This window comes from Microcoleus sp. T3_B1 (assembly GCF_036700445.1).
Lineage (GTDB): Bacteria > Cyanobacteriota > Cyanobacteriia > Cyanobacteriales > Microcoleaceae > Microcoleus.
Window position 1 is genome coordinate 114675 of record NZ_JAUBOX010000003.1, and the last position, 19800, is coordinate 134474.

General features: G+C 46.3%; 24 protein-coding genes. 18 read left to right on the forward strand and 6 right to left on the reverse strand.

The features are described 5' to 3' along the window. The first annotated feature begins 107 nt into the window (after positions 1 to 107). From QT990_RS02970 to QT990_RS02985, 4 genes are all read left to right on the forward strand, one after another. The gene (locus QT990_RS02970) at positions 108 to 674 is read left to right on the forward strand and encodes a sigma-70 family RNA polymerase sigma factor (RefSeq protein ID WP_333288130.1); all 567 of its coding nucleotides are present in this window, start codon (positions 108 to 110) and stop codon (positions 672 to 674) included. A gap of 150 nt (positions 675 to 824) precedes the next feature. Then, a complete protein-coding gene (locus QT990_RS02975) occupies positions 825 to 1439 on the forward strand; it encodes a cupin domain-containing protein (RefSeq protein WP_333307458.1) in 615 nt (204 codons plus the stop codon). 190 nt (positions 1440 to 1629) lie between these two features. Next, positions 1630 to 2106 carry a DUF732 domain-containing protein gene (locus QT990_RS02980; RefSeq protein WP_333307456.1) on the forward strand — a complete coding sequence of 159 codons (477 nt, stop codon included), beginning with the start codon at positions 1630 to 1632 and terminating at the stop codon, positions 2104 to 2106. A 408-nt stretch (positions 2107 to 2514) separates the two neighbouring features. Beyond that, positions 2515 to 3333, forward strand: coding sequence for a hypothetical protein (locus tag QT990_RS02985; RefSeq protein WP_333307453.1), 819 nt, complete (start codon positions 2515 to 2517; stop codon positions 3331 to 3333). A gap of 92 nt (positions 3334 to 3425) precedes the next feature. Here QT990_RS02985 and QT990_RS02990 read toward each other — a convergent pair whose 3' ends face one another. Both QT990_RS02990 and QT990_RS02995 read right to left on the reverse strand, forming a co-directional pair. Next, positions 3426 to 4013, reverse strand: coding sequence for an acireductone dioxygenase (locus QT990_RS02990; RefSeq protein WP_333141039.1), 588 nt, complete (start codon positions 4011 to 4013; stop codon positions 3426 to 3428). A gap of 221 nt (positions 4014 to 4234) precedes the next feature. Continuing rightward, a complete protein-coding gene (locus QT990_RS02995) occupies positions 4235 to 5443 on the reverse strand; it encodes a NupC/NupG family nucleoside CNT transporter (protein WP_333141037.1) in 1209 nt (402 codons plus the stop codon). Positions 5444 to 5688: 245 nt separating this feature from the next. Between QT990_RS02995 and der the strand changes: the two genes are divergently transcribed. From der to QT990_RS03035, 8 genes are all read left to right on the forward strand, one after another. Further along, on the forward strand, positions 5689 to 7050 hold the full coding sequence (gene der / locus QT990_RS03000) for a ribosome biogenesis GTPase Der (RefSeq protein ID WP_333103879.1): 1362 nt from the start codon (positions 5689 to 5691) through the stop codon (positions 7048 to 7050). A gap of 366 nt (positions 7051 to 7416) precedes the next feature. Next, positions 7417 to 8412 (forward strand): energy-coupling factor transporter transmembrane protein EcfT, encoded by a 996-nt coding sequence (locus QT990_RS03005; RefSeq protein WP_333141034.1) that lies wholly within the window; start codon positions 7417 to 7419, stop codon positions 8410 to 8412. A gap of 250 nt (positions 8413 to 8662) precedes the next feature. Then, complete coding sequence (gene acpS / locus QT990_RS03010; protein ID WP_333103882.1) at positions 8663 to 9121, forward strand: holo-ACP synthase; 459 nt, start codon at positions 8663 to 8665, stop codon at positions 9119 to 9121. 42 nt (positions 9122 to 9163) lie between these two features. After that, entirely contained in the window at positions 9164 to 9433 is a 270-nt protein-coding gene (gene pipX, locus QT990_RS03015) for a transcriptional coactivator PipX (RefSeq protein WP_006634205.1), read from the forward strand. A 72-nt stretch (positions 9434 to 9505) separates the two neighbouring features. Then, a complete protein-coding gene (locus QT990_RS03020) occupies positions 9506 to 10171 on the forward strand; it encodes a YggS family pyridoxal phosphate-dependent enzyme (RefSeq protein WP_333464899.1) in 666 nt (221 codons plus the stop codon). A 117-nt stretch (positions 10172 to 10288) separates the two neighbouring features. Next, a complete protein-coding gene (locus QT990_RS03025; protein WP_333080778.1) occupies positions 10289 to 10906 on the forward strand; it encodes a cell division protein SepF in 618 nt (205 codons plus the stop codon). Positions 10907 to 11247: 341 nt separating this feature from the next. Further along, a complete protein-coding gene (gene proC / locus QT990_RS03030) occupies positions 11248 to 12093 on the forward strand; it encodes a pyrroline-5-carboxylate reductase (RefSeq protein ID WP_333141028.1) in 846 nt (281 codons plus the stop codon). A 16-nt stretch (positions 12094 to 12109) separates the two neighbouring features. Then, entirely contained in the window at positions 12110 to 12739 is a 630-nt protein-coding gene (locus tag QT990_RS03035; protein ID WP_333141026.1) for a hypothetical protein, read from the forward strand. A 372-nt stretch (positions 12740 to 13111) separates the two neighbouring features. Here the strand turns inward: QT990_RS03035 and plsY are convergent, their stop codons facing one another. The 4 genes from plsY to QT990_RS03055 form a co-directional block, all read right to left on the reverse strand. Next, positions 13112 to 13792 (reverse strand): glycerol-3-phosphate 1-O-acyltransferase PlsY, encoded by a 681-nt coding sequence (gene plsY / locus QT990_RS03040; protein ID WP_333141024.1) that lies wholly within the window; start codon positions 13790 to 13792, stop codon positions 13112 to 13114. Between the two features lie 167 nt (positions 13793 to 13959). Then, a complete protein-coding gene (locus QT990_RS03045; protein WP_333288116.1) occupies positions 13960 to 15291 on the reverse strand; it encodes a DUF3086 domain-containing protein in 1332 nt (443 codons plus the stop codon). Positions 15292 to 15349: 58 nt separating this feature from the next. Next, the gene (locus QT990_RS03050; RefSeq protein ID WP_333141020.1) at positions 15350 to 15742 is read right to left on the reverse strand and encodes a DUF3119 family protein; all 393 of its coding nucleotides are present in this window, start codon (positions 15740 to 15742) and stop codon (positions 15350 to 15352) included. Positions 15743 to 15795: 53 nt separating this feature from the next. Continuing rightward, positions 15796 to 16590, reverse strand: coding sequence for an MlaE family lipid ABC transporter permease subunit (locus QT990_RS03055; protein ID WP_333141018.1), 795 nt, complete (start codon positions 16588 to 16590; stop codon positions 15796 to 15798). Between the two features lie 186 nt (positions 16591 to 16776). Between QT990_RS03055 and QT990_RS03060 the strand changes: the two genes are divergently transcribed. The 6 genes from QT990_RS03060 to QT990_RS03085 all read left to right on the forward strand — a co-directional run bounded on the left by QT990_RS03060 (position 16777) and on the right by QT990_RS03085 (position 19711). Continuing rightward, positions 16777 to 17064 (forward strand): hypothetical protein, encoded by a 288-nt coding sequence (locus QT990_RS03060; protein WP_333141016.1) that lies wholly within the window; start codon positions 16777 to 16779, stop codon positions 17062 to 17064. 254 nt (positions 17065 to 17318) lie between these two features. Then, complete coding sequence (locus QT990_RS03065) at positions 17319 to 17762, forward strand: Hsp20/alpha crystallin family protein (protein WP_333141014.1); 444 nt, start codon at positions 17319 to 17321, stop codon at positions 17760 to 17762. A gap of 325 nt (positions 17763 to 18087) precedes the next feature. Beyond that, positions 18088 to 18450 (forward strand): hypothetical protein, encoded by a 363-nt coding sequence (locus tag QT990_RS03070; RefSeq protein WP_333288112.1) that lies wholly within the window; start codon positions 18088 to 18090, stop codon positions 18448 to 18450. 1 nt (position 18451) lies between these two features. Continuing rightward, positions 18452 to 18835, forward strand: coding sequence for a hypothetical protein (locus QT990_RS03075; RefSeq protein ID WP_333141010.1), 384 nt, complete (start codon positions 18452 to 18454; stop codon positions 18833 to 18835). Between the two features lie 128 nt (positions 18836 to 18963). Beyond that, positions 18964 to 19326 carry a hypothetical protein gene (locus QT990_RS03080; RefSeq protein ID WP_333141008.1) on the forward strand — a complete coding sequence of 121 codons (363 nt, stop codon included), beginning with the start codon at positions 18964 to 18966 and terminating at the stop codon, positions 19324 to 19326. Position 19327: 1 nt separating this feature from the next. After that, on the forward strand, positions 19328 to 19711 hold the full coding sequence (locus QT990_RS03085) for a hypothetical protein (protein ID WP_333288108.1): 384 nt from the start codon (positions 19328 to 19330) through the stop codon (positions 19709 to 19711). Positions 19712 to 19800 lie beyond the last annotated feature (89 nt).

Here is a 19800-nt window from a genome sequence, read left to right on the forward strand (position 1 = left end):
CAGTTTGTACCCCAACTTCAAACTTACAATTATGTTCTGTAGTGATATACGCCGAATTTTTAATTTTGGATCTGTGCAGTCAAAACAAAAATTTTCGGTACACTGAGATGACAGGCCAGAAGTCAGGCGATGAATCGCTGCTTTTAGTGCAGATTGCCCAGAAAGACCAAACGGCATTAGCTAAACTTTACGATCGCTACGGTCGCCCAAGTTACGCTCTCGCTTACAAAATCCTGGGTTCGGTAGAAGAAGCTGAAGAAGTGGTACTCGATGTTTTTTCCCAAATTTGGCAAAAAGCAGCAACTTACGATCCTTCTCGCAGTCGAGCAGATACCTGGTTGTTCATGCTTACCCGCAGTCGTTCCCTCGATCGGCTGCGAGCTGTGCAGCGAACAGTCCGGGCTGCTGAAGCTTGTCTGGAAGAGGCTAAAGTACCCATCTCTAGCGTTGCAGAACCGATGGAAGATGCCATGTTTAAAGAACGCAGGGAACAAGTCAAAGCGGCCTTAGAAAAGCTGCCAAAGGAACAGCAACAGGCGATCGAACTCGCTTACTACCAAGGGCTGACTTGCGCGGCGATCGCAGCTAAAACTGGTATCCCGACAGGTACAATCAAAACCCGAATTCGGTTGGGTCTTTCCAAATTGCGTCAAGCTTTGAGCGAAGAATTTTAGATAGTCAAAAAACAAAATTTAAGTTGTTTAACATTAATCTAAAATTGTGGCATCTCCAATCATCCATCTTGAGTGCGAGGGCTGCAGACCAATTTCAAGTTTAAAATTAACCTAGGCTGAATTACAATTAATGGCGGAAAACAGATGGAAATGATGCCAGACGAGGAGTATACAATCCTTGCAGCCCTTCAAGCTCTCGATACCCTCGACGAGTCAGAACGTGGCGCATTTGCAGAGAAATTGAAAGAGTCCCCAGAACTTACAAGTGAATTAGCTGCTTTGGAATCCACAATTGCCGCGATCGCCTACACAGCCCCCCCAGTTCCTGTCGCCCCCGACCTCAAAAACCGCCTGTTCCAGCGTATAGCCCAACTGCCGCCCACCCTGGCCGAATCAGGCAATATAAAGCCAATTGTTACTTCCCCAACCGAGAACAATACTCCATCTTTAATAGTGCGATCGCACGATGTCAAATGGAAATCTTATGGAGTTCCGGGAGTCTCGTTCGGCAAGCTTTACATTGACAAAAAAAAGCGCGAAATTACCTGCTTGATGCGCCTAGAACCTGGAGTAACATTTCCCATGCACCGACACGCTGCCTCGGAGGAAGTGCTTGTATTAGAAGGAGACTTAATTGTAGAAGGGGAAATTTGCCATCAAGGCGACTACATTCGATCGGTTCCCGATTCCACACATTCGCCCCTCACACAAGGGGGATGTTTGCTGTTAATGAAAACTTCCCTAGACAACGAAATGTTCGTCTGATATTATTTTTGTTGAATTGCCGACAGCTTGGAGGGCGGATTTATGTAGATTTTTAGTTAGAAGTATAGATGGTTGGTGAAACCCGCCCCTACAATTATTTCGGTTAATTTACCGGACACGCTCTAACTCAAAAACACCACATTGCTCCGCATTCGGCGGTTAAGAATCCCAAATATATCACGTAATTCCCATGCTAAATTACTCGCGTTTAACTGCTGTTCTGTCCGCCGTTATTATTATACAATTTGTACCCAGCAACCAAAGCGCGAGCGCCCAAGAACGCGAAGGATGTTTTCTTGTCAATTCAGTAGGAGAAGTAATTAACTTAAATTTGTTGTGTTCGCCCCAAGAATCCGACATTAAGCTGACAGGAAACGATGGGAAATTTCTCGAAGACTATCAACGCTTAGCAAAAAGCTACTCTCCCGAAGCAACGGACAATTTACTGCAAGCAATCCGAAGGGCCCCTGGTCAAAAAATTGCGGCCGCTAAAAGAATGTGTGCGGAAGCAAAATCGGGACTTTCTCTGCCGGAAGTTAAATTAAGAGCGATCGGGCAAGCTGTCAGTATCGAAAATCCAACTGCCAAAGAAAGTTTTCTCGCCGATACGGATATTATTACCACCCTTGCCGCCAATCATTATTGCCCGGAATTAGCCAGTAAGTAATATCATGAAATCTGTAGGGACACGGTAAGGCATATTAGTGTCAACTTAAGCTTTTAGTCCGCCATTCCTCCCGTTCACCCGGCATTCCGCCAGGGAATGAATTCCCTGTCTCATAGCGAAAGTCCTCTTAAGAGGACTGAAGAACTCATTAGTCCTCATAGCGAGGAATTTAGCTTTGAGGCAGGGGTTTCAACAAGAGCCGGACTATGGGTTTAACGTTAAGTTCGCCTTGGGTAAGGCAGCATCTCTGTTTTGATTTTACAGGAGTGCAAGGGGGACGATCGCACTTCTAAAAAACCCTTTTTCCAAAACAGAGATTCTCCCACGGTAATACGGCGTCTTTACTGGCAGTTACAATATTAATTGTCATTTTGTCGCGCAACGATCCATGAAATTACCGGACATGAGATGAAACATTTAAAATCAAGTTCCGCCGACTTGCGGGATTTATTCAAAGACAGCATTACAGTTAAATACCTCGCGGAACCGCTGAAAGCTGTCCCCGCTTGCGAAGATGCCGCCAAATTGCGATCGTGGATGGAGGCCCGCGATTTTGACGTGCTCGGTATCGAAGAAAACGGCACGGTTTGCGGCTATGTAGAACGATCGCACTTAAAGACAGGCAAGTGCAGCGACTACCAGCAAATTTTTCACCCCTCCCAATTAATTGCCGCCGCCACTCCTTTGATGGAATTGCTGCCGCTGCTGCGAGAAAAACCGAGATTATTTGTATTGGAAAGCAACAGGATCAACGGGATTGTTACCTGCGGCGATTTACAAAAAGCACCAGTGCGGATGCTGCTGTTTGGATTGGTGACGCTTCTGGAAATGAATTTATTGCGGATAGTGCGGATTTACTTTCCCCAAGATTCTTGGCAGAAATTGCTTAAGGGCGATCGCATTTTAGCCGCAAAACACCTTTGGGAATTGGGGCGATCCAGAAATGAAGCAATTGACTTAATCGATTACCTGCAATTCTGCGACAAGCGAGATTTAATCCTGAGTTCGGCTGAAATAGTCGATCGGCTGGGGCTCAAATCCAAACGCTACGGGGAGCGTTTTTTAAAGTCAGCAGAGGCATTGAGAAACAAATTAGCTCACGCTCAAGATTTAATCAACGGTTCTTCTTGGCCGGAAGTAATTTTTTTAGCTCAGGAAATAGAAGCGCTTTTGCAGCGATGCGAAGAAATTGAAATGGCCGCACCTAATGAAGTAGAGAGCATTTAATCCTCGTCTTTTATAGAGAGACTTTGTTTGTAGTGTCGCCATTTCAATCGCCTATTTTGATAGAGGAAGGTGCGCCGAAGCGCACCATACATTTAGTTTTTAATTTTTAGTTTCCTGTTGGTATACTTAGGAACCCAGCCTTGAGCACTCGTGTAATACTGCAAGGCTTTCAAGTACAGCGACGGAGTGAGATAAAACCAATGTTCGGTATTAGCCGGCACTTTAATGTATTCTTCAGCTTGCAGCATTAATTGTACCTGAGAGCCGTTAGAATACACAAACCCAAAAACGCATTCCCCAGCTAAAATGTGAAGAACTTCTGCATCTGTGTGGGTATGAGTGCGATCGCTTTGAGTCATCAGTGCGTAAATCTGCTGCGAACCTGGATGCAGCACTTTTAAGTCGCACCACCGATATCCGCTGGCGCGCTTAAACTGTTCAAACTCACTATTATATGCTGCGAGAATCTGCTGTTTTTCTGTAACATTGAGAATGTCTTGAACGAGCAGTTCTTGAAACGCCGGATTTTCGTTAGTGGGCAGGGAATCGATCTCAATATTTAAAACTGCCAGTTGACTCGCGATCGCCCGGATATCCGTATATGTTCTACCGTCTTCTAGTTGCAGAACAGCCATATTACCACCTAATGTGTTGAGCTTTGAGGGAAATTTAGTTTCCATTTTTAAGCTGCTGTTTTAAGCTTTCGTCAAAAACTAAACTCCTGCTTGTTTTCAATAATAGCCGATCGCTAAAATTCCATGTCCTGCCTCGCCAATGATCAAAGTAATACCACCCATCAAATAATTTGGTGGGTTTTTTAACTTTTATTTAATAAGATTTACTGGAGTTAATGTAAGGTGCGCCATAAGCACCGCACAGCTTAACTAAAAACTCAAAACTTTCAAATCAGCATCCCCGCGATACAAGCAGTCATAAAACAAGCCACAGAGCCAGCAATCATCGCCCTCACGCCCAACCTCGCCAAATCGCCTTGCCGCTGCGGGGCCATCGCGCCAATTCCCCCAATCTGAATCCCGATCGAACCAATGTTAGAAAACCCGCACAAAGCATAAGTCGAGATAATTTGCGATCGTTCAGAAATCGCCTGTTGTTTCACCAATTCCATCAAATCTAAATAAGCAATAAACTCATTCAAAATCGTTTTTTTTCCCAAAACAATCCCCACCTCTGCACAATCAGCCCAAGGCACCCCCATCAGCCAAGCAACCGGAGCCATCAAATAAGCAAAAATTAATTCTAGCGACAACTGAGGCAAACTAATTAGCCCTCCAAACCACCCCAAAAGCGCATTAAAAAAAGCCAACAAACCCAAAAAAGCAATCAGCATCGCGGCCACATTCGCCGCCAACTTCAACCCGTCGCTAGCACCCGAAGCCGCCGCATCCACCGCATTAGCATAAACCTGTTCCACCTTCACCTCCACCTCCCCAGCAGTCAGCGACTTTTCAGTTTCTGGGTACAGCAATTTAGAAATAGCCAAAGCTGCTGGTGCAGACATCACCGACGCCGCAATTAAATGTTGAGCCGGTACTCCAAAAGAAATATAAGCTGCCATGACTCCGCCGGCAATTGTGGCAAATCCTCCCGTCATGACAGCATGGAGTTCCGAGAGCGTCATCGCCGCCAAATAAGGTTTAATTAACAAAGGAGCTTCCGTTTGCCCGATAAAGATATTCGCAGCACAAGAAAGCGTTTCGGCGCCAGAAGTTTTCATGGTTTTAATCATCAACCATGCCACTGCTTGCACAACTCGCTGTAAAATGCCGTAGTGATAAAGTAGGGTGATAAACGAAGAGAAAAAAATGATAGTTGGCAGCACTTTAAAAGCGATAAAGTGTTCTGCAAAATTATCTCCAAAGATAAACTTTGCCCCCGCATCCGAAAAATTGAGAAACTGCGTCACCATATCTCCCAAAAATTTAAATACAGCCAAACCCGGAGCAGTTTTGAGAATCAAAATAGCAAAAATTAGCTGTAAAGCAATTCCCCACAATACGGGCGGCCACTTGACAGCGCGCCGATCGACTGAAAAGACGTAGGACAAACCGACAAAAACAGCTAACCCGAATACAGAAATAAGTCGTTCCATTTAGCAATTTTTAGAGAAGGTGCAGCAAGCTTTTATCGTTACCAGGCTCTGGTAATCCAGATTAACAGTCCGAGCCTTCTTTATCTCGTTTCCAGAGGTCGCCATGAATTCGCGGCGCGGGCCACACAGCCCCGGAGGGCCTATAATACACGATGCAGCCCGATCGCATACAATCTGGGCCAGTTTCGCTTACAATAAAAGGCTAAACCTCAAAATTACGGCGCAGCCTTATTGCTGCTACTTTTATGTCTCTACCTATAGTTGCTATTATTGGACGCCCCAATGTAGGCAAATCGACGCTCGTCAACCGTTTAGCCAACACCCAAGACGCGATCGTCCACGACGAACCGGGAATCACGCGCGATCGCACTTACAGACCAGCATACTGGGGCGATCGGGAATATCAAGTCGTAGACACCGGCGGGCTAGTATTCGACGACGAGACAGAATTTCTGCCTTTAATTCGCGAACAAGCAATGGCGGCCCTCGCAGAAGCCAGCGCAGCCATTTTCGTAGTTGACGGAAAAACAGGGCTCACCGGCGGCGACGAATCGATCGCATCTTGGCTGAGACTGCAAAAAGTCCCAGTCATTCTCGCAGTCAACAAATGCGAATCCGAAAATACAGGACTCACCCAAGCTGCAGACTTTTGGCAATTGGGGCTCGGAGAACCTTTCCCAGTTTCCGGCATTCACGGCAACGGCACCGGCGAATTGCTTGACAAATTAATAACTTATCTTCCCACGGAAGTATTACCAGAAGTTGAGGAAATTAAAGTAGCAATTATCGGTCGTCCCAACGTCGGCAAATCGAGTTTGTTAAACGCATTTCTAGGAGAAAATCGCGCTATAGTCAGCCCGATTTCCGGGACAACCCGCGACGCGATCGACACCTTAGTAGAACGCAACGGTAAAACCTACCGCCTGATCGACACAGCCGGAATTCGCAAAAAGAAAAACGTCGAATACGGCGCAGAATTTTTCGGGATCAACCGCGCTTTCAAAGCCATCCGCCGCGCCAACGTCATACTGTTAGTAATTGACGCAATTGACGGCGTTACAGATCAAGACCAAAAATTAGCCGATCGCATCAGCCAAGAAGGTCGAGCCTGCATCATAGTCGTCAACAAATGGGATGCCGTAGAAAAAGACTCCGACACAATCTACGAGTACGAAAGAGAAGTCAGAACCCGACTTTATTTCCTCGACTGGGCAGAAATGATTTTTGTTAGCGCCATGAGTGGACAGCGTGTTGAAAAAATCATTGAATTAGTAGACAAAGCCTCCGACGAACACAAGCGCCGCGTCACTACCGCCGTCATTAACGAAGTCATAGAAGAAGCCACAACCTGGCACTCAGCCCCAGTTACCCGCCAAGGAAAACAAGGCAAAATCTATTACGGTACTCAAGTGCGATCGCAGCCACCGACAATCGCCCTATTTGTCAACGATCCCAAACGCTTCACAGAAAATTACCGCCGCTACATGGAAAGCCAATTCCGCAAACACCTCGGCTTTACCGGTACACCAATGCGGCTACTTTGGAGAGGCAAAAAAGTTCGTGCCACCGAAATGAGCACAACAAATAGAGCACTGCGCGTCAAGTAATTTTCGATTTTCGATTCAATAAAAAAGGCTCTTCCGTACTTAGTGTGCCAAACTATTAGTTTAAGTAGTTAAAACCCAAGCTATGTATGAATCGAAGGAAAAAATGGCTCCAAATTAACTAAAGTAAGACCGGAAATCCTGGTTGTGTAAAAATTTAAGCCATTAATTTCAGATAAATTAGTACACTAAGTACGGAAGACCCATAAAAAACGCAATTTAACGATCAAAGCAAATTGCGTTTTTTTCTATTCTATTCTCTTTCTTCTCTTGTCTTGCTTCGCGTCCTTCGCGTCTTCGCGGTTCAATAAATTAGTATTATTAATAATCGACAATCTAAAATCTAAAATCTAAAATCTAAAATCCCAAATGGACTTACTTAGATCGCTCCCCATAGGACTTTACCTAGAACAACCCGTAACCTGGCTTCACCGGCTAGACTCCCGCGTAAAACTAGCCTGGTTGATGACATTTCTGATTGCGCCCATACTCGCCAATCCCATCTGGCGGCTGATGCTAGTAGGAATGTTAATCGTACTGACACTAACAGCAGCCATTCCCCTGCGCGTGTGGAAACAGCAAATGGGACTGCTGCTGCTATTCTGCCTATTAATATTTTGCCTCAGCGCGATCGCCCCCGACGGACTCCCCGCAGAACACCAGCCCCGCATCCCCGCCGACGAATTAACCTTTTCCCAACAGCCCGCAACTCTTCCACCCCCGCCCCAACCAAAACCCTGGTATAAACCTTTTAACTTAGGCTCAAACTCCCCAATCCCCAATCCCAAAGCCCAAAGCCCAAATCAACTCCCCCAACCCACAAACTACCGCTACGTTTTATTAAAACAAGGCCCGATTAAAATCACCCGCAAATCCCTAGATTTAGCTATCAACGTCAGCACCCTATTTTTCACAGTAATTTACAGCACCAACCTCTACCTTCTCACCACAGCCAGCGAAGAAATTACCGCCGCCCTTGAAAACTTAATGCAGCCCTTGCGTCGCTTGAACTGGCCTATTACCGAAATAGCCTTAACATTAACTTTATCTTTGCGATTTATTCCCCTAGTATTGGAAGAAATACAAAATTTAGTGCGATCGGTCAGAACCAGAGCGATAAACTGGAAAAAACTCGGATTTCGCAGCGCCGCTCAAGTGTGGTTGATGATAGCGGAGCGGCTGTTAGAAAACTTGCTCCTGCGAGCTGAACAAATAGCCAGCGCCATGAAAGTTCGCGGCTTCACCAGTCCCGATCGACACCGTGTAGAATGGCACCAGTTGCAATTGAAAATCCGAGACTGGATCGCCCTCGGCTGCTTGCTCATCCTCTGGAGCGCCCGCTTTGTTTGGGGTTGGGACAGTTAAGATTTTAGATTTTAGATTTTAGATTTTAGATTGATTGATTGATTGATTAGATTTGAGATTGAAGAATTGGGAAGGACTGATTCGAGTTTCAGATATCGGGGCTCTTCACGAGGGATTGACCCTACAAGAGAATGAAACAGCCCTGGATTCGAGCGGGGTTTGGAGCACGGGCCTAGATTTGAGTAAGTTTTGTCTGGTACGCGACAGTCCTGCTAAAGTAATGGAGGCAAATATTTAGAGAACCCAGACCTTGAACATCTATCTTGGGACAGATATCGTATATGTTCCGCGCATTCAAGCCGCATTAGACCGGTTTGGCGATCGCTTTCTCGAAAAAGTTTACACACCCGCCGAACAAAGGGATTGCGGGCAACTAAATTCTCAACACAGCAGCATTAAAGGTAAAATGAATCGAGTTTCCTGCAACCAGCTAGCGGGTCGCTGGGCAGCAAAAGAAGCCGTTGTCAAAGCTCTAGGCACGGGATGGCGGGGAATACGGTATGCAGATGTGGAAATTCGGCGCTCCGAAAACGGTGCTCCCAATGTGCAACTGCACGGAACCGCAGCAGCACAAGCCTCTGTTTGGGGAAATTGCCAGTGGCAATTAAGCCTCAGCCACGACGGAGACTATTGCACGGCTACGGCGATCGCCCTTTGTACCCCGCTCTCAAACAACGCCGTCGGGCGATCGAGCGAAACTAAAATCTAAAATCTAAATCTTTAATCTAAAATTGATCGATTGTGAGTGTTAATGACTACCGAAACCTACCTGAATCATCCAAACTTTGGGCTCCTCTTCAGGGTATCCCAGGTTGAAGACAGCCAAGAATTATTTACCACCCTATACGCCCAGCGCCTGTTTTTTTTGGTGACAAATGGCCCTGGGGGGCTGAGATTTGAACCAATCAGTCGCTCCGACGCTCGCCTGATGGTCGAAATTCGCCTGCGAACCCTGCGTCGCAGCGGTCAATATCAGGAGTACGACCAATTGCAGACCATTCACCAGCGCACATTTCAATAACGAAAATCAGTAATTTTGTAATTGGTAACTGTCTAAATTTTCCTTCCCTCCCGTCAAGAGCGTTGAGCACCCATGACCATAGCCTCTCGAATTAACAGCATTCGCCAACACTTGCCGGAATCAGTGCGGTTAATTGCCGTTACCAAACAGGTACCGACTGATGCTATCCGCGAAGCATACGAGGCCGGTATCCGGGATTTTGGTGAGAGTAAGGTTCAAGAGACTGCCGAAAAACAAAGCCAACTGCAAGATTTACCGGATATCAACTGGCACTTGATCGGTCACTTGCAAGCCAACAAAGCCGCCAAGGCCCTAGAGCATTTCCAGTGGATTCACTCTCTCGACAATTTAAAACTCGCTCAGCGACTTTCGCGCTTGGCGGGGGAAATGTCCTGCTCTCCCCAAGTCTGCCTGCAAGTCAAAATGTTGCCCGACCCGGACAAATACGGCTGGAGCGTTCCAGAACTGCTTGCCGACCTTCCAGAGCTCAACAAATGTCAGCATATCAAAATTCAAGGTTTGATGACAATTCCTCCGCTGGGATTAGATGACTCGCAAATCCTAGAATTATTTAACAGCACTCGCGAACTTGCACAGAAAATCCAGCAGCAAAATTTGCCCTGCATTCAAATGCAGCAGCTCTCGATGGGGATGTCGGGAGATTATCATTTGGCAATTCAAGCAGGTGCTACTATGGTACGGCTAGGACAAACCTTATTTGGCTCTAGGAGGGGATAAATAATTGAAATCTTCTGATAAAGACAATTTGGGTTAAATATAGAATAGTCAGCCACCCGCGACTAACGCGCAACGCGAGTATAGTCGGGGCAGCAAAGTCGTGAAGGAGCGTGAATCATGAATATTTTTTCTAAACTGCGAGATTTTGTAGGCATCAACAATGAGCCTGAGTACGATGACGTATACGACGAAACTGAAGGGGAGCGGTATCAGAACTTTTACCAAGCGCCTGAACCCAACCCCGCTGCCGTCGCAGCAGCCGAAGAAGAACGTCGTCAAAATCGTAGAATGCGAGAGCGGTCAGTAGTAGGATCGACAGGTATGGATGTCGTTGCACCAACCGGGGGAGTAGGGTCAGTAATGAATAACGTGATTGGAATGCCTGGAGCTATGAACGGGATTTCGGAAGTAGTAGTAATGGAGCCGCGCACTTTTGAAGAGATGCCGGCAGCAATTCGAGCCCTTAAGGAACGGAAGTCTGTGGTTTTGAACCTGACGGTGATGGATCCAGACCAAGCGCAAAGAGCTGTGGACTTTGTGGCGGGCGGTACTTATGCCCTTGACGGTCATCAAGAGCGAATTGGCGAAAGTATTTTCTTGTTTACGCCTAGCTGCGTGCAGGTGAGAACTCAGTCTGGTGTGGTTCACGAAGTGCCTCCTGCTCAAGGACGCCCTCGTGCTGCTGCTCCTGCACCGACAGTCTGGCCGGCAGAACAAGCTCCAGTAGCTCAGTAGTTATTAGTCAGCAGTTATTAGTCATTAGTCATCTGTCTTTAGTCTTTAGTTATTAGCCAGTAAGCTTTTAACTAGCCAGCTCCTGAATTTTGTATTCTGCAAGTTCTGGGCGCTTAACTCTTAGCTAAGACAGTTGACTGATAACTAATGGCAACTAATAATTAATGACTAATGACTAGCATAAAATAGTAAGGTGCGTCGCTTTCAGATGTTCGAGAAAACTTGTAGATTGTTGCGGGCGACGCACCCTACAAGGTAGCACTGTAGACTAATGACTAATGACTAATGACTAATGACTAATGACTAATGACTAATGACTAATGACTAATGACTAATGACTAATGACTAACATAAAATTTGGTACGATCGGCGGTGGGGTAATGGGAGAAGCTCTCTTATCCCGCTTAATAGCACAAAAAGTTTATTTGCCTTCAGAAATATTGGTGAGCGAGCCTGGGGTAAAGCGCCGCGAGTTTTTGGCTAACAAATACGGGATTGGAACAACAGCCAGCAATCTAGAAGTTGCTGCGGCTACAGAAGTGCTGTTTTTGGCGATTAAACCGCAAGTTTTTGATACGGTAGCTTTGGAGTTGGCGGTGGCGGCCGATCGCAAACAAGGAAATAATGGAGAAACGGCTAATTCCCAGCCAGAAGCGCTGGTAGTGTCGATTTTGGCAGGAGTGCCACTCAGCAAGCTCGAACCAGCTTTTCCGGGGCGGGGAGTGCTGCGGGTGATGCCGAATACTCCGGCAACGGTAGGGGCGGGAATGAGCGCGATCGCTCCGGGAAAACTCGTGCAACCGGCTGATTTAGAATTGGTAAAGCGCATCTTTCAGGCCGTGGGAGAAGTGGTAGAAGTACCTGAGAGTATGCTCGATGCGGTGACTGGGCTTTCGGGTTCCGGGCCTGGTTATGTAGCAATTTTGATAGAGGCCTTGACAGATGGCGGAGTTTGTGCAGGACTGCCACGGGCGATCGCCTCTCAATTAGCTTTACAAACAGTATTTGGTACAGCGAAGCTAATGCAAGAAACGGGAATGCACCCGGCACAATTGAAAGATCAAGTTACGAGTCCCGGCGGTACAACTATTGCGGGAATTGCTAAATTAGAGAGTAACGGCTTTCGTTCTGCCCTAATCGAAGCAGTGAAAGCAGCTTGTTTGCGTTCTCAAGAATTAGGTAAATAAAAACAGAGAATTTAAGATGGCTTATAGCGACTTCAAGCTGAAGGAACTTGTCAAGCAATTTGACTTAACTCTTAACGAAAATCAAGATTTGTTTGCCGATATATCAGAAGTAGAATCTAGCGAAATCCTGAAAGTAGCGTTGAAAGAAAACGCAGCATTAGCAGTAGATATAAATACGGAAAAAGCTCGATCCGAACTGATTATTGCACCAATTTTACTTGAAGTTAGGCGGCAGTTAAATTATCAGATTGGTTTATTTTCAGGTTCCGAGTTTAATGTAGCTCCTGAAAAAGGATTAAATGGAACCTGTGATTTTTTAATGAGTTTGTCAGCGGAACGGCTGTTTATCAGCGCCCCTGTGATTACCCTTGTTGAAGCTAAAAAAGAAGATATTAAGGCTGGTTTCGGGCAGTGTGCAGCGGAGATGTTAGCGGCTCAGTTATTTAATGAGGAAGAAGGAAATCAGATTCCCATCATTTATGGAGCCGTGACATCGGGTACTGTGTGGAGATTTTTGAAGTTAGAGGGCAATATTGTTTCTATTGATGCGATCGAGTATTATCTGAGCGATGTCGGAAAAATTTTAGGGATTTTATTAAGCGCTATACCCAAATCCCCGACTTCGCCGAATTTGTCTGGGTTCTAAAAAGGCGATCGCATTTTACATTCACAGGAGTTATATCATGTCCGGTCGATTACCCTGATTCCTGTAGGGGCGGGTTCACCAATAATATTTGCCAAAAACGGACAATCTCACAAACCCGCCCCGGCAATTGTATTATGGGCGATCGATCGGACATAATATTACGCATCAATACCAAAAAAACCGGGTTTTTCCTCAGTGTTAAAGGCTAAAATGCACTATTTCCGTAAAAAACCAGGTTTCTGTATCTAGGACTAATTCAGCAACGGAGGACACGGCAATGCCGTTTCCCTACCGCAAAATAATCAATCTTCCTGGCTTGGATGTAACCATCACCCGATTAATTGTAGTGCCGTGTCCTGACTGTGGGTAATATCAATCGCTAGCTGCTGTTTCCAATTTCTGCCCAATTCTCGGTTCCGTACCATTCAACAGACGCTGAATATTGCTCCGGTGCCGTACAATTACAAACACACCGCCCGCAATTCCAAACAATACATAAGCCAGCGGCTGATGTAAAGCAAACATCAATCCAGCAACGCTAATTGCCCCTATAATCGAACTTAAAGAAACAATTCGCGACACCGCAAATACTATCCCGAAAATTCCGAAAGTTCCCAAACCAACTGGCCAGTACAAACCCAGCAAAACTCCCAAACTCGTAGCCACAGATTTACCGCCGGTAAACCCCAGCCAGATTGATTTGCTGTGGCCCAAAACAGCAGAGAAACCGGCCAAAGTTGCCATCCAAGGGAGGAGAGTTGCAGTATTTTCTAAACCTGCCGCGGTTGCTAGCTGGCTGGTAAAAGTGAGAGAGTAAATGTAGCGGATTAGGACGATCGCACTTACCCCCTTCAACACATCAACCAACAAAACCCCCAACCCCGGCCACTTCCCCAAAGTCCTCAGTACGTTAGTCGCACCAGTCGAACCCGAACCAACCTCTCGAATATCAATTCCTAGCATCCATTTCCCCAAGGCGTACCCCGTAGGAATCGAACCCAGCAGATAAGCTGCTATTAGCAATGCGCCATTTAAAATTATCCAGCTAGCCATTTTTTAATTTGATATTTCGTGTACAGCAGAAGGAAGAAGGCAGAAGGAAGAAGGAAGAAGGAAGAAGAAGGAACAACCAATTCCGGTCAATTTCCCTCTGAGTTTCTTCAGTCCGCGCAGGCGGACGAAAGTTTGTATAGCAGCGAATTATATTCGCCCGGACTTGCTCAAAAATCCTTAGCAGTCGTCAAAGTTTGCGGATCGGCAGCAAAGGCCAGCCATAACGGAAATTGCAGGATTGACAAACTAATTAAATCCTCAGTTTCATCAATGACAATTAGTGGCAATTTACCATCTTTCACCAGTCGATCGGCTTTTTGAGCCAAAGCCTCCGCAGACTCAAACATAATAATCCCCCTTTCCGGGCCAAAATCGCTGCGAGTAATGCCCAAACAGTCCTGCAAACCCCGGCGCCACTCTCCCAAACGTTCGGGACTGTTGGCGAGCACCAAAGTCCGCACCCGTCCGCCGTAGACGCTTCTGAGTACAGAAATAATTGTCGAAGTAATCAAGATATTTTGCAAGCGCGAACCCATAGTCCGCAAAGCACCCCTTCCTCCTTGAGTGAAAAACCAGTTAGAAACTCGTTCTGCGTGGATGGGTTCAAAAGTGCGGCGGAGTTGCCAAGGCGGGCCGTAGTAGTCGGGGACAGTACGGTATTGATCGAGGGTGCGGCGAATTTGTTTGGCTTGTTCTTGAAATCCCTGTTCGGCAAATTTGGGATTTACCGGTGCTGAGGATTGAGACTCCTCAGCAGCAGTTCGCTGTGGTGTCTCTTGCACTGGCGGTGTCAAATCTAAGAGTTCTGCGGTGGCGGCCAAATCCTGCAAACTCCCTACTAAATAGTCTTTGAAACCCTGAACTCGAATTGCTAAATCTTGGGAAACGCCGGCAAAAGTGGTTCGCATTTCCTTCTGAATTCGATCGCGCCGGCGTTCTAGTTTTTCTACTTCGATTTGTAGCGCTTGTTTGCGCTGATCTAGTTGAATCAAGCCGTCTTGTACCAAACGCCCGATCGATGCTTGAGCCTGGCCCAACGCTTCTATAGCATTGGCTTTGTCGGCTTCCAATGTGGCAATTTTTTCAGTCAAAGCTTGTTCTTGCTGCTGCAATTCTTGGACTCTCTCTGCCAACTGTTCGGTAATATTTTCTGGGATGTGCGTTACCGTTTCTGGGATTGCTGTTGGCTGGGAGTCTGTGGGAGGCTCGATTTGAGCGATCGGACTTTCTGATTCGGCCTCGTCGGTGTTGGGTGGAATTTGGGCGATTGCGCCTGCTTCGTCCACGAATTGGGCGATTTCGGCATCTTCCTCGTCCAGCGGCGGGTCTGTTTCCGGCGGGAGTTGGGCTGGCAGTTCATTTTCGTCGATCCACAAATCTCGTGTTTGAGATAGAACTTGGTACTCCGTCTCATTCACGGGTAAATCGACTTCGCCGTCACCGCTTGGGGCGACTGGTTGTGGTTGCGGTTCTTGGGTTGGAGATTCGTCTGAATTCATGGGAAATTTTGTTCGGCGTGGGCACGGAAAAGTTAAAAATTTAAAATTAACAACTTTTTTAGTCTTGACGGGGACAGCGCTGTTCTAAGCAAGCCTGTAGCATTTTACGATCGAACAGAACCGGCAGAAAGTGAATGCTGTTAATTTCTTTGAAATAGAACAAAATCGGCACAGCGGGCCAAAATATCCGCCAATTTTGCCATTCTCGGTAAGGAAAGCGGCGGATTAAGTTGGACGATCGATAAATGTCCAAATCAGTTGGGGTAAATTGCAGCCGGATGGTGGCAGCTTGGTACATCAGAAACAAGCCGAACAGCGAAAGTGGCAAACTCACCCACTTCTGCACGAACAGCAGCGCTAGGCCCGCCAGTACCAGGACTAGGGGAATGGCATAACTCGGGGCGAGTTCGATCGTACTTGCCGGCGCAGTCGAAGAGGCAGTGCTATTCACGGGTTTAAGTTAAACGAATTTTGTCAATACTTTATATTTTACCGTTTCCTAGCTTACAAGCCTTTGAGTACGCTAGAGCCCGTCCCCTGAAACATCAGCCAAGTCAGGAAAAAGTTCACAATAAAAATAGCCAGTAAAGCCGTCACCACCGCCGTAGTAGTCGATTGGCCGACGCCTTTTGCCCCGCCGGTGGTGGTCAAACCCCAGCTAGTGCCGATTACAGCAATCAAACCACCGAATACAAAAGCCTTAATTGCCGCGCTGCAAATATCCCACAGACTCAGGAAATTGCGGACTGATTCTAAAAACACGCTTTGAGAGATGCCGTACATCGTCGTAGCAATCAGCAGTCCGCCCGCGACGCCGGTGACGAGACACATGATAGTTAAAATTGGCAGCATCAAGCAGCAAGCAAGGACGCGGGGAATTACTAAATAGTCGATCGGGTCTGTTCTGAGCATCAGCAGGGCATCTATCTGTTCTGTTACCTGCATCGTGCCGATTTCCGCTGCAAAAGCCGAACCTACCCGTCCCGTCACGATTACGGCTGTTAAGACGGGGCCGAGTTCGCGCGTCAAAGACAAAGCCAAAACGCCACCGACGACATTGCCTGCACCGAGGTTAATAAACTCCCTCGCTACCTGAATAGTAAATACCATGCCGACAAAACCCGCAGTCAGCAAAGCAATCAGCAGAGATTCCGGGCCGACTGCTGCCATTTGGTCGAGGGTGTTGCGGCGGTGAATTTTGCCCCTCAGCAAGTGCAGCATGACTTGGCCGCCCAATAAAGCTGCTGCCAGCAACCGCTGACTCCACAAACTGAGGCTGGAAGATGTAGTGGTGCTCAAGGGGATTTCGAGTATAGAACAACTGCCAAAAATGAAATTTATCTACAAATCTTAAACAAGTTTTTTCTCTAACATTTAAGATTTCTGACAGAACCGGCCACTGAGGGCGATCGCTGCCTATCGTAGAAAAGGACAAGTTTTGTTTGCTTGTACCTTTCGGCAGTTTAGCTGAATTTACTGACTCTTATGAGCATTTTTCCCAATTTTCTTCGCTCTGTACTGCTGACGGGCCTGTTGAGCTTTGTCGCCCCCGTATTGTTAATCGGCGCAGGATTGACTAGCTTTTCGCTGATTGGCTTCGTGCCTGCTCTCCAAGGAGTTGGTCGTTCTGGAGAAGAGCTGATTTTGCAGTTCTTAGCTACTTTCGGCAGCGGCTGTCCCCTCCAGGGTTTTTTCGTTATCGGTCTAACTTTTGGTTTGGTGGGTGCTTTGTTTGATACCTACGCTTCTTATCAGCATTCGCGGTGGAGTTAATCGAACCTTCGATTTTAGATTTTAGATGGGAATTCCTCGCTCGAATCTAAAATCTAAAATTGCTGGGTTCCGGTTGGATCGGATACCCGCCCCTTTTGATGATTTTACAATATCGATCGCGAATGTTCGGAAATGCGATCGGCCTTTTTGCGGAAAACCGACTCCCCCAGTTTCGGGAGCTGGAATATATTAAATACAAGTTGAGTCAAGTGTTTCTCAACCCCTAAAAACTTCAGATAGTCGAGGTATTAGTTATGGCACTTATTCGTTGGGAACCTTTGCGGGAAATGGACTCCTTGCAGCGAGAAATGAATCGGTTGTTTGATAGCTTGACACCGGCAACCGATCGCGCATCTAACGGTGTTGCTTTTGTACCCCCCGCCGAACTCGATGAAACTCCCGAAGCCATCCACCTTAAATTAGAAGTTCCGGGCATGGAAGCTAAGGATTTGGACGTACAAGTAACCGCAGAAGCTGTTGCTATCAGTGGCGAACGCCGTCTGGAAACTAAGAGTGAAGATAAAGGCATGACTCGCTCTGAGTTCCGCTACGGTTCGTTTCGCCGGGTGATTCCCCTACCCGCACGGGTTCAAAATGACAGCGTACAAGCTGAGTACAAAAATGGAGTTTTGCACCTGAATTTGCCCAAAGCGGAAGCGGAAAAGAACCGCGTGGTTAAAGTTCAAATCGGTGGCTAATAATTGTTTCCTACTTTAGTTAGTTAATGAGTAGGGGGGCGCAACGCACCCCCTATTTGTTTTGGGAATTGATTATTGGTCATTGGGAATTGATAATTGGGCCGAAAAGCATTGGGCATTGCGAGTTTGAGGAATGATCTTTCCTTCTTCCTTCTTCCGACTTCCCTCGGACTGACATCCGTTACATCCGTTACATCCGTTACATAATCCGTTGCCGAACTTCTTCCTTCTTCCTTCTTCCTTCTTCCGTTACATCCTCAGAAAGCGAATCCGTTGCCGAACTTCCTTGTTCCCATTCTTCAACCGTGCTAAACTCAAAAAGGCAATGGTTGGTGAGGAGACTTGCGTGCCGAGTCAGGGAGTTGGAGGAAATGGAATTGCATCTGAGTTTGGAGACTTAACCGGGATGACTCGCGAAGAAGTCGATGATTTTTTGCGCGGATTGGGTGCTAAGGTAAAAATTTCTTCAGGAAATTATGTTGAATACAAATTTTCTGACAGGTCAAAAGTCATAATTCGCACTAATAGTGAAGTTGTTCGCCTGCGGGCACCGCGATATGGCTCCGATGGTAGAAGAATAAACTGGGGTTTGCGTCTTGACAAAGATGGTAGCGTACTCCAAACACGCGATGAATTTGGCAATCAGATTCCTGATACGCACATTACTGGAGAAAAAGTGAGTAATTAATATGCCTGATGACTACAACTTGCTTAATTTAGGTGGACTTACATCCCTCGTGAAAAATGTCAATGTGTCTTTGTGGGGGAATGAAGTATTACTGGAATGTATCTACGATCCTACAGGCGATCAATTGCCTTACTCTTTAGTTTTTCAAGACTGCCGAGAAATTATGTGGGAGGTGCATGATGAAGAGGAAGTAAAAGAACCATTAGCTGATTTGATTGGTTTTCATTTGGGTGAAGACGCGCACCGGAAAGCAGCTTTAATTCATACTGATATTTTTGAAATTTCAATTTTGTACGGCAGTTTTAGCATTCACAAGGGAGAAAAACTAAATTCTGAAGATTTAGAGACAGAGGTTTTGGTATCACCAGCGCAAGCAGTCGTTTAGTAATTTCGATTGTAGCTGTGAGATTTTAGATAAAAGACTTGGGAATGAGTTGAGAAACAGAGGTTTTGGTATCACAAGCGTATTGCGTAGCTACTTGCAAAAGGTAATGTGCTAAACTAGAAAAGGCAATGGTTGGTGAGGAGACTTGTGTGCCGGGTCAGGGAGTTGGAGGAAATGGAATTGCATCTGAGTTTGGAGACTTAACCGGGATGACTCGCCAAGAAGTCGATGACTTTTTGCGCGGGCTGGGTGCAGAAATCAGAACTACTGAAGGGGGTTATCTTGAATACGAATTTGCCGATCGTTCGCGAGTCAATATCCGTCCTGATGGTGAAGTTGTACGCACCCCAGCTCCCAGATACGGTTCCGATGGCCGAAAAATAAACAAAGGTTTGCGTCTTGACAAAGATGGCAGCTTGGTCAAAACACGCGATGAATTTGGCAATAAGATTCCTGGGACGCACAATACTGGAGAAAAAGTGAGTAATTAATATGCCCGATGACTACAACTTGCTTAATTTAGGTGGACTTACATCCCTCATCACAAATGTCAATGTGTCTTTGTGGGGAAATGAAATTTTATTTGAATGTATTTACGATCCGACAGGCGATCGATTGCCTTATAGCATAGTATTTCATGACTGCCGAGACATCAGTTGGGAGGTGTTCCATCCTGAAGATGTCAAAGATCCTGAAGCTGATTTGATTGGTTTTCATTTAGGTGAAGACGCGCACCGGAAAGCAGCTTTAATTCATACTGATATTTTTGAAATTTCTATTTTGTACGGCAGTTTTAGCATTCACAAGGGAGAAAACCTCAATGCTGAAGATTTAGAGACAGAGGTTTTGGTATCACAAGCGCAAGCAGTCGTTTAGTAATTTCGATGTTAGCTGTGAGATTTTAGATAAAAGACTTGGGAATGAGTTGAGAAACAGAGGTTTTGGTATCACAAGCGTATTGCGTA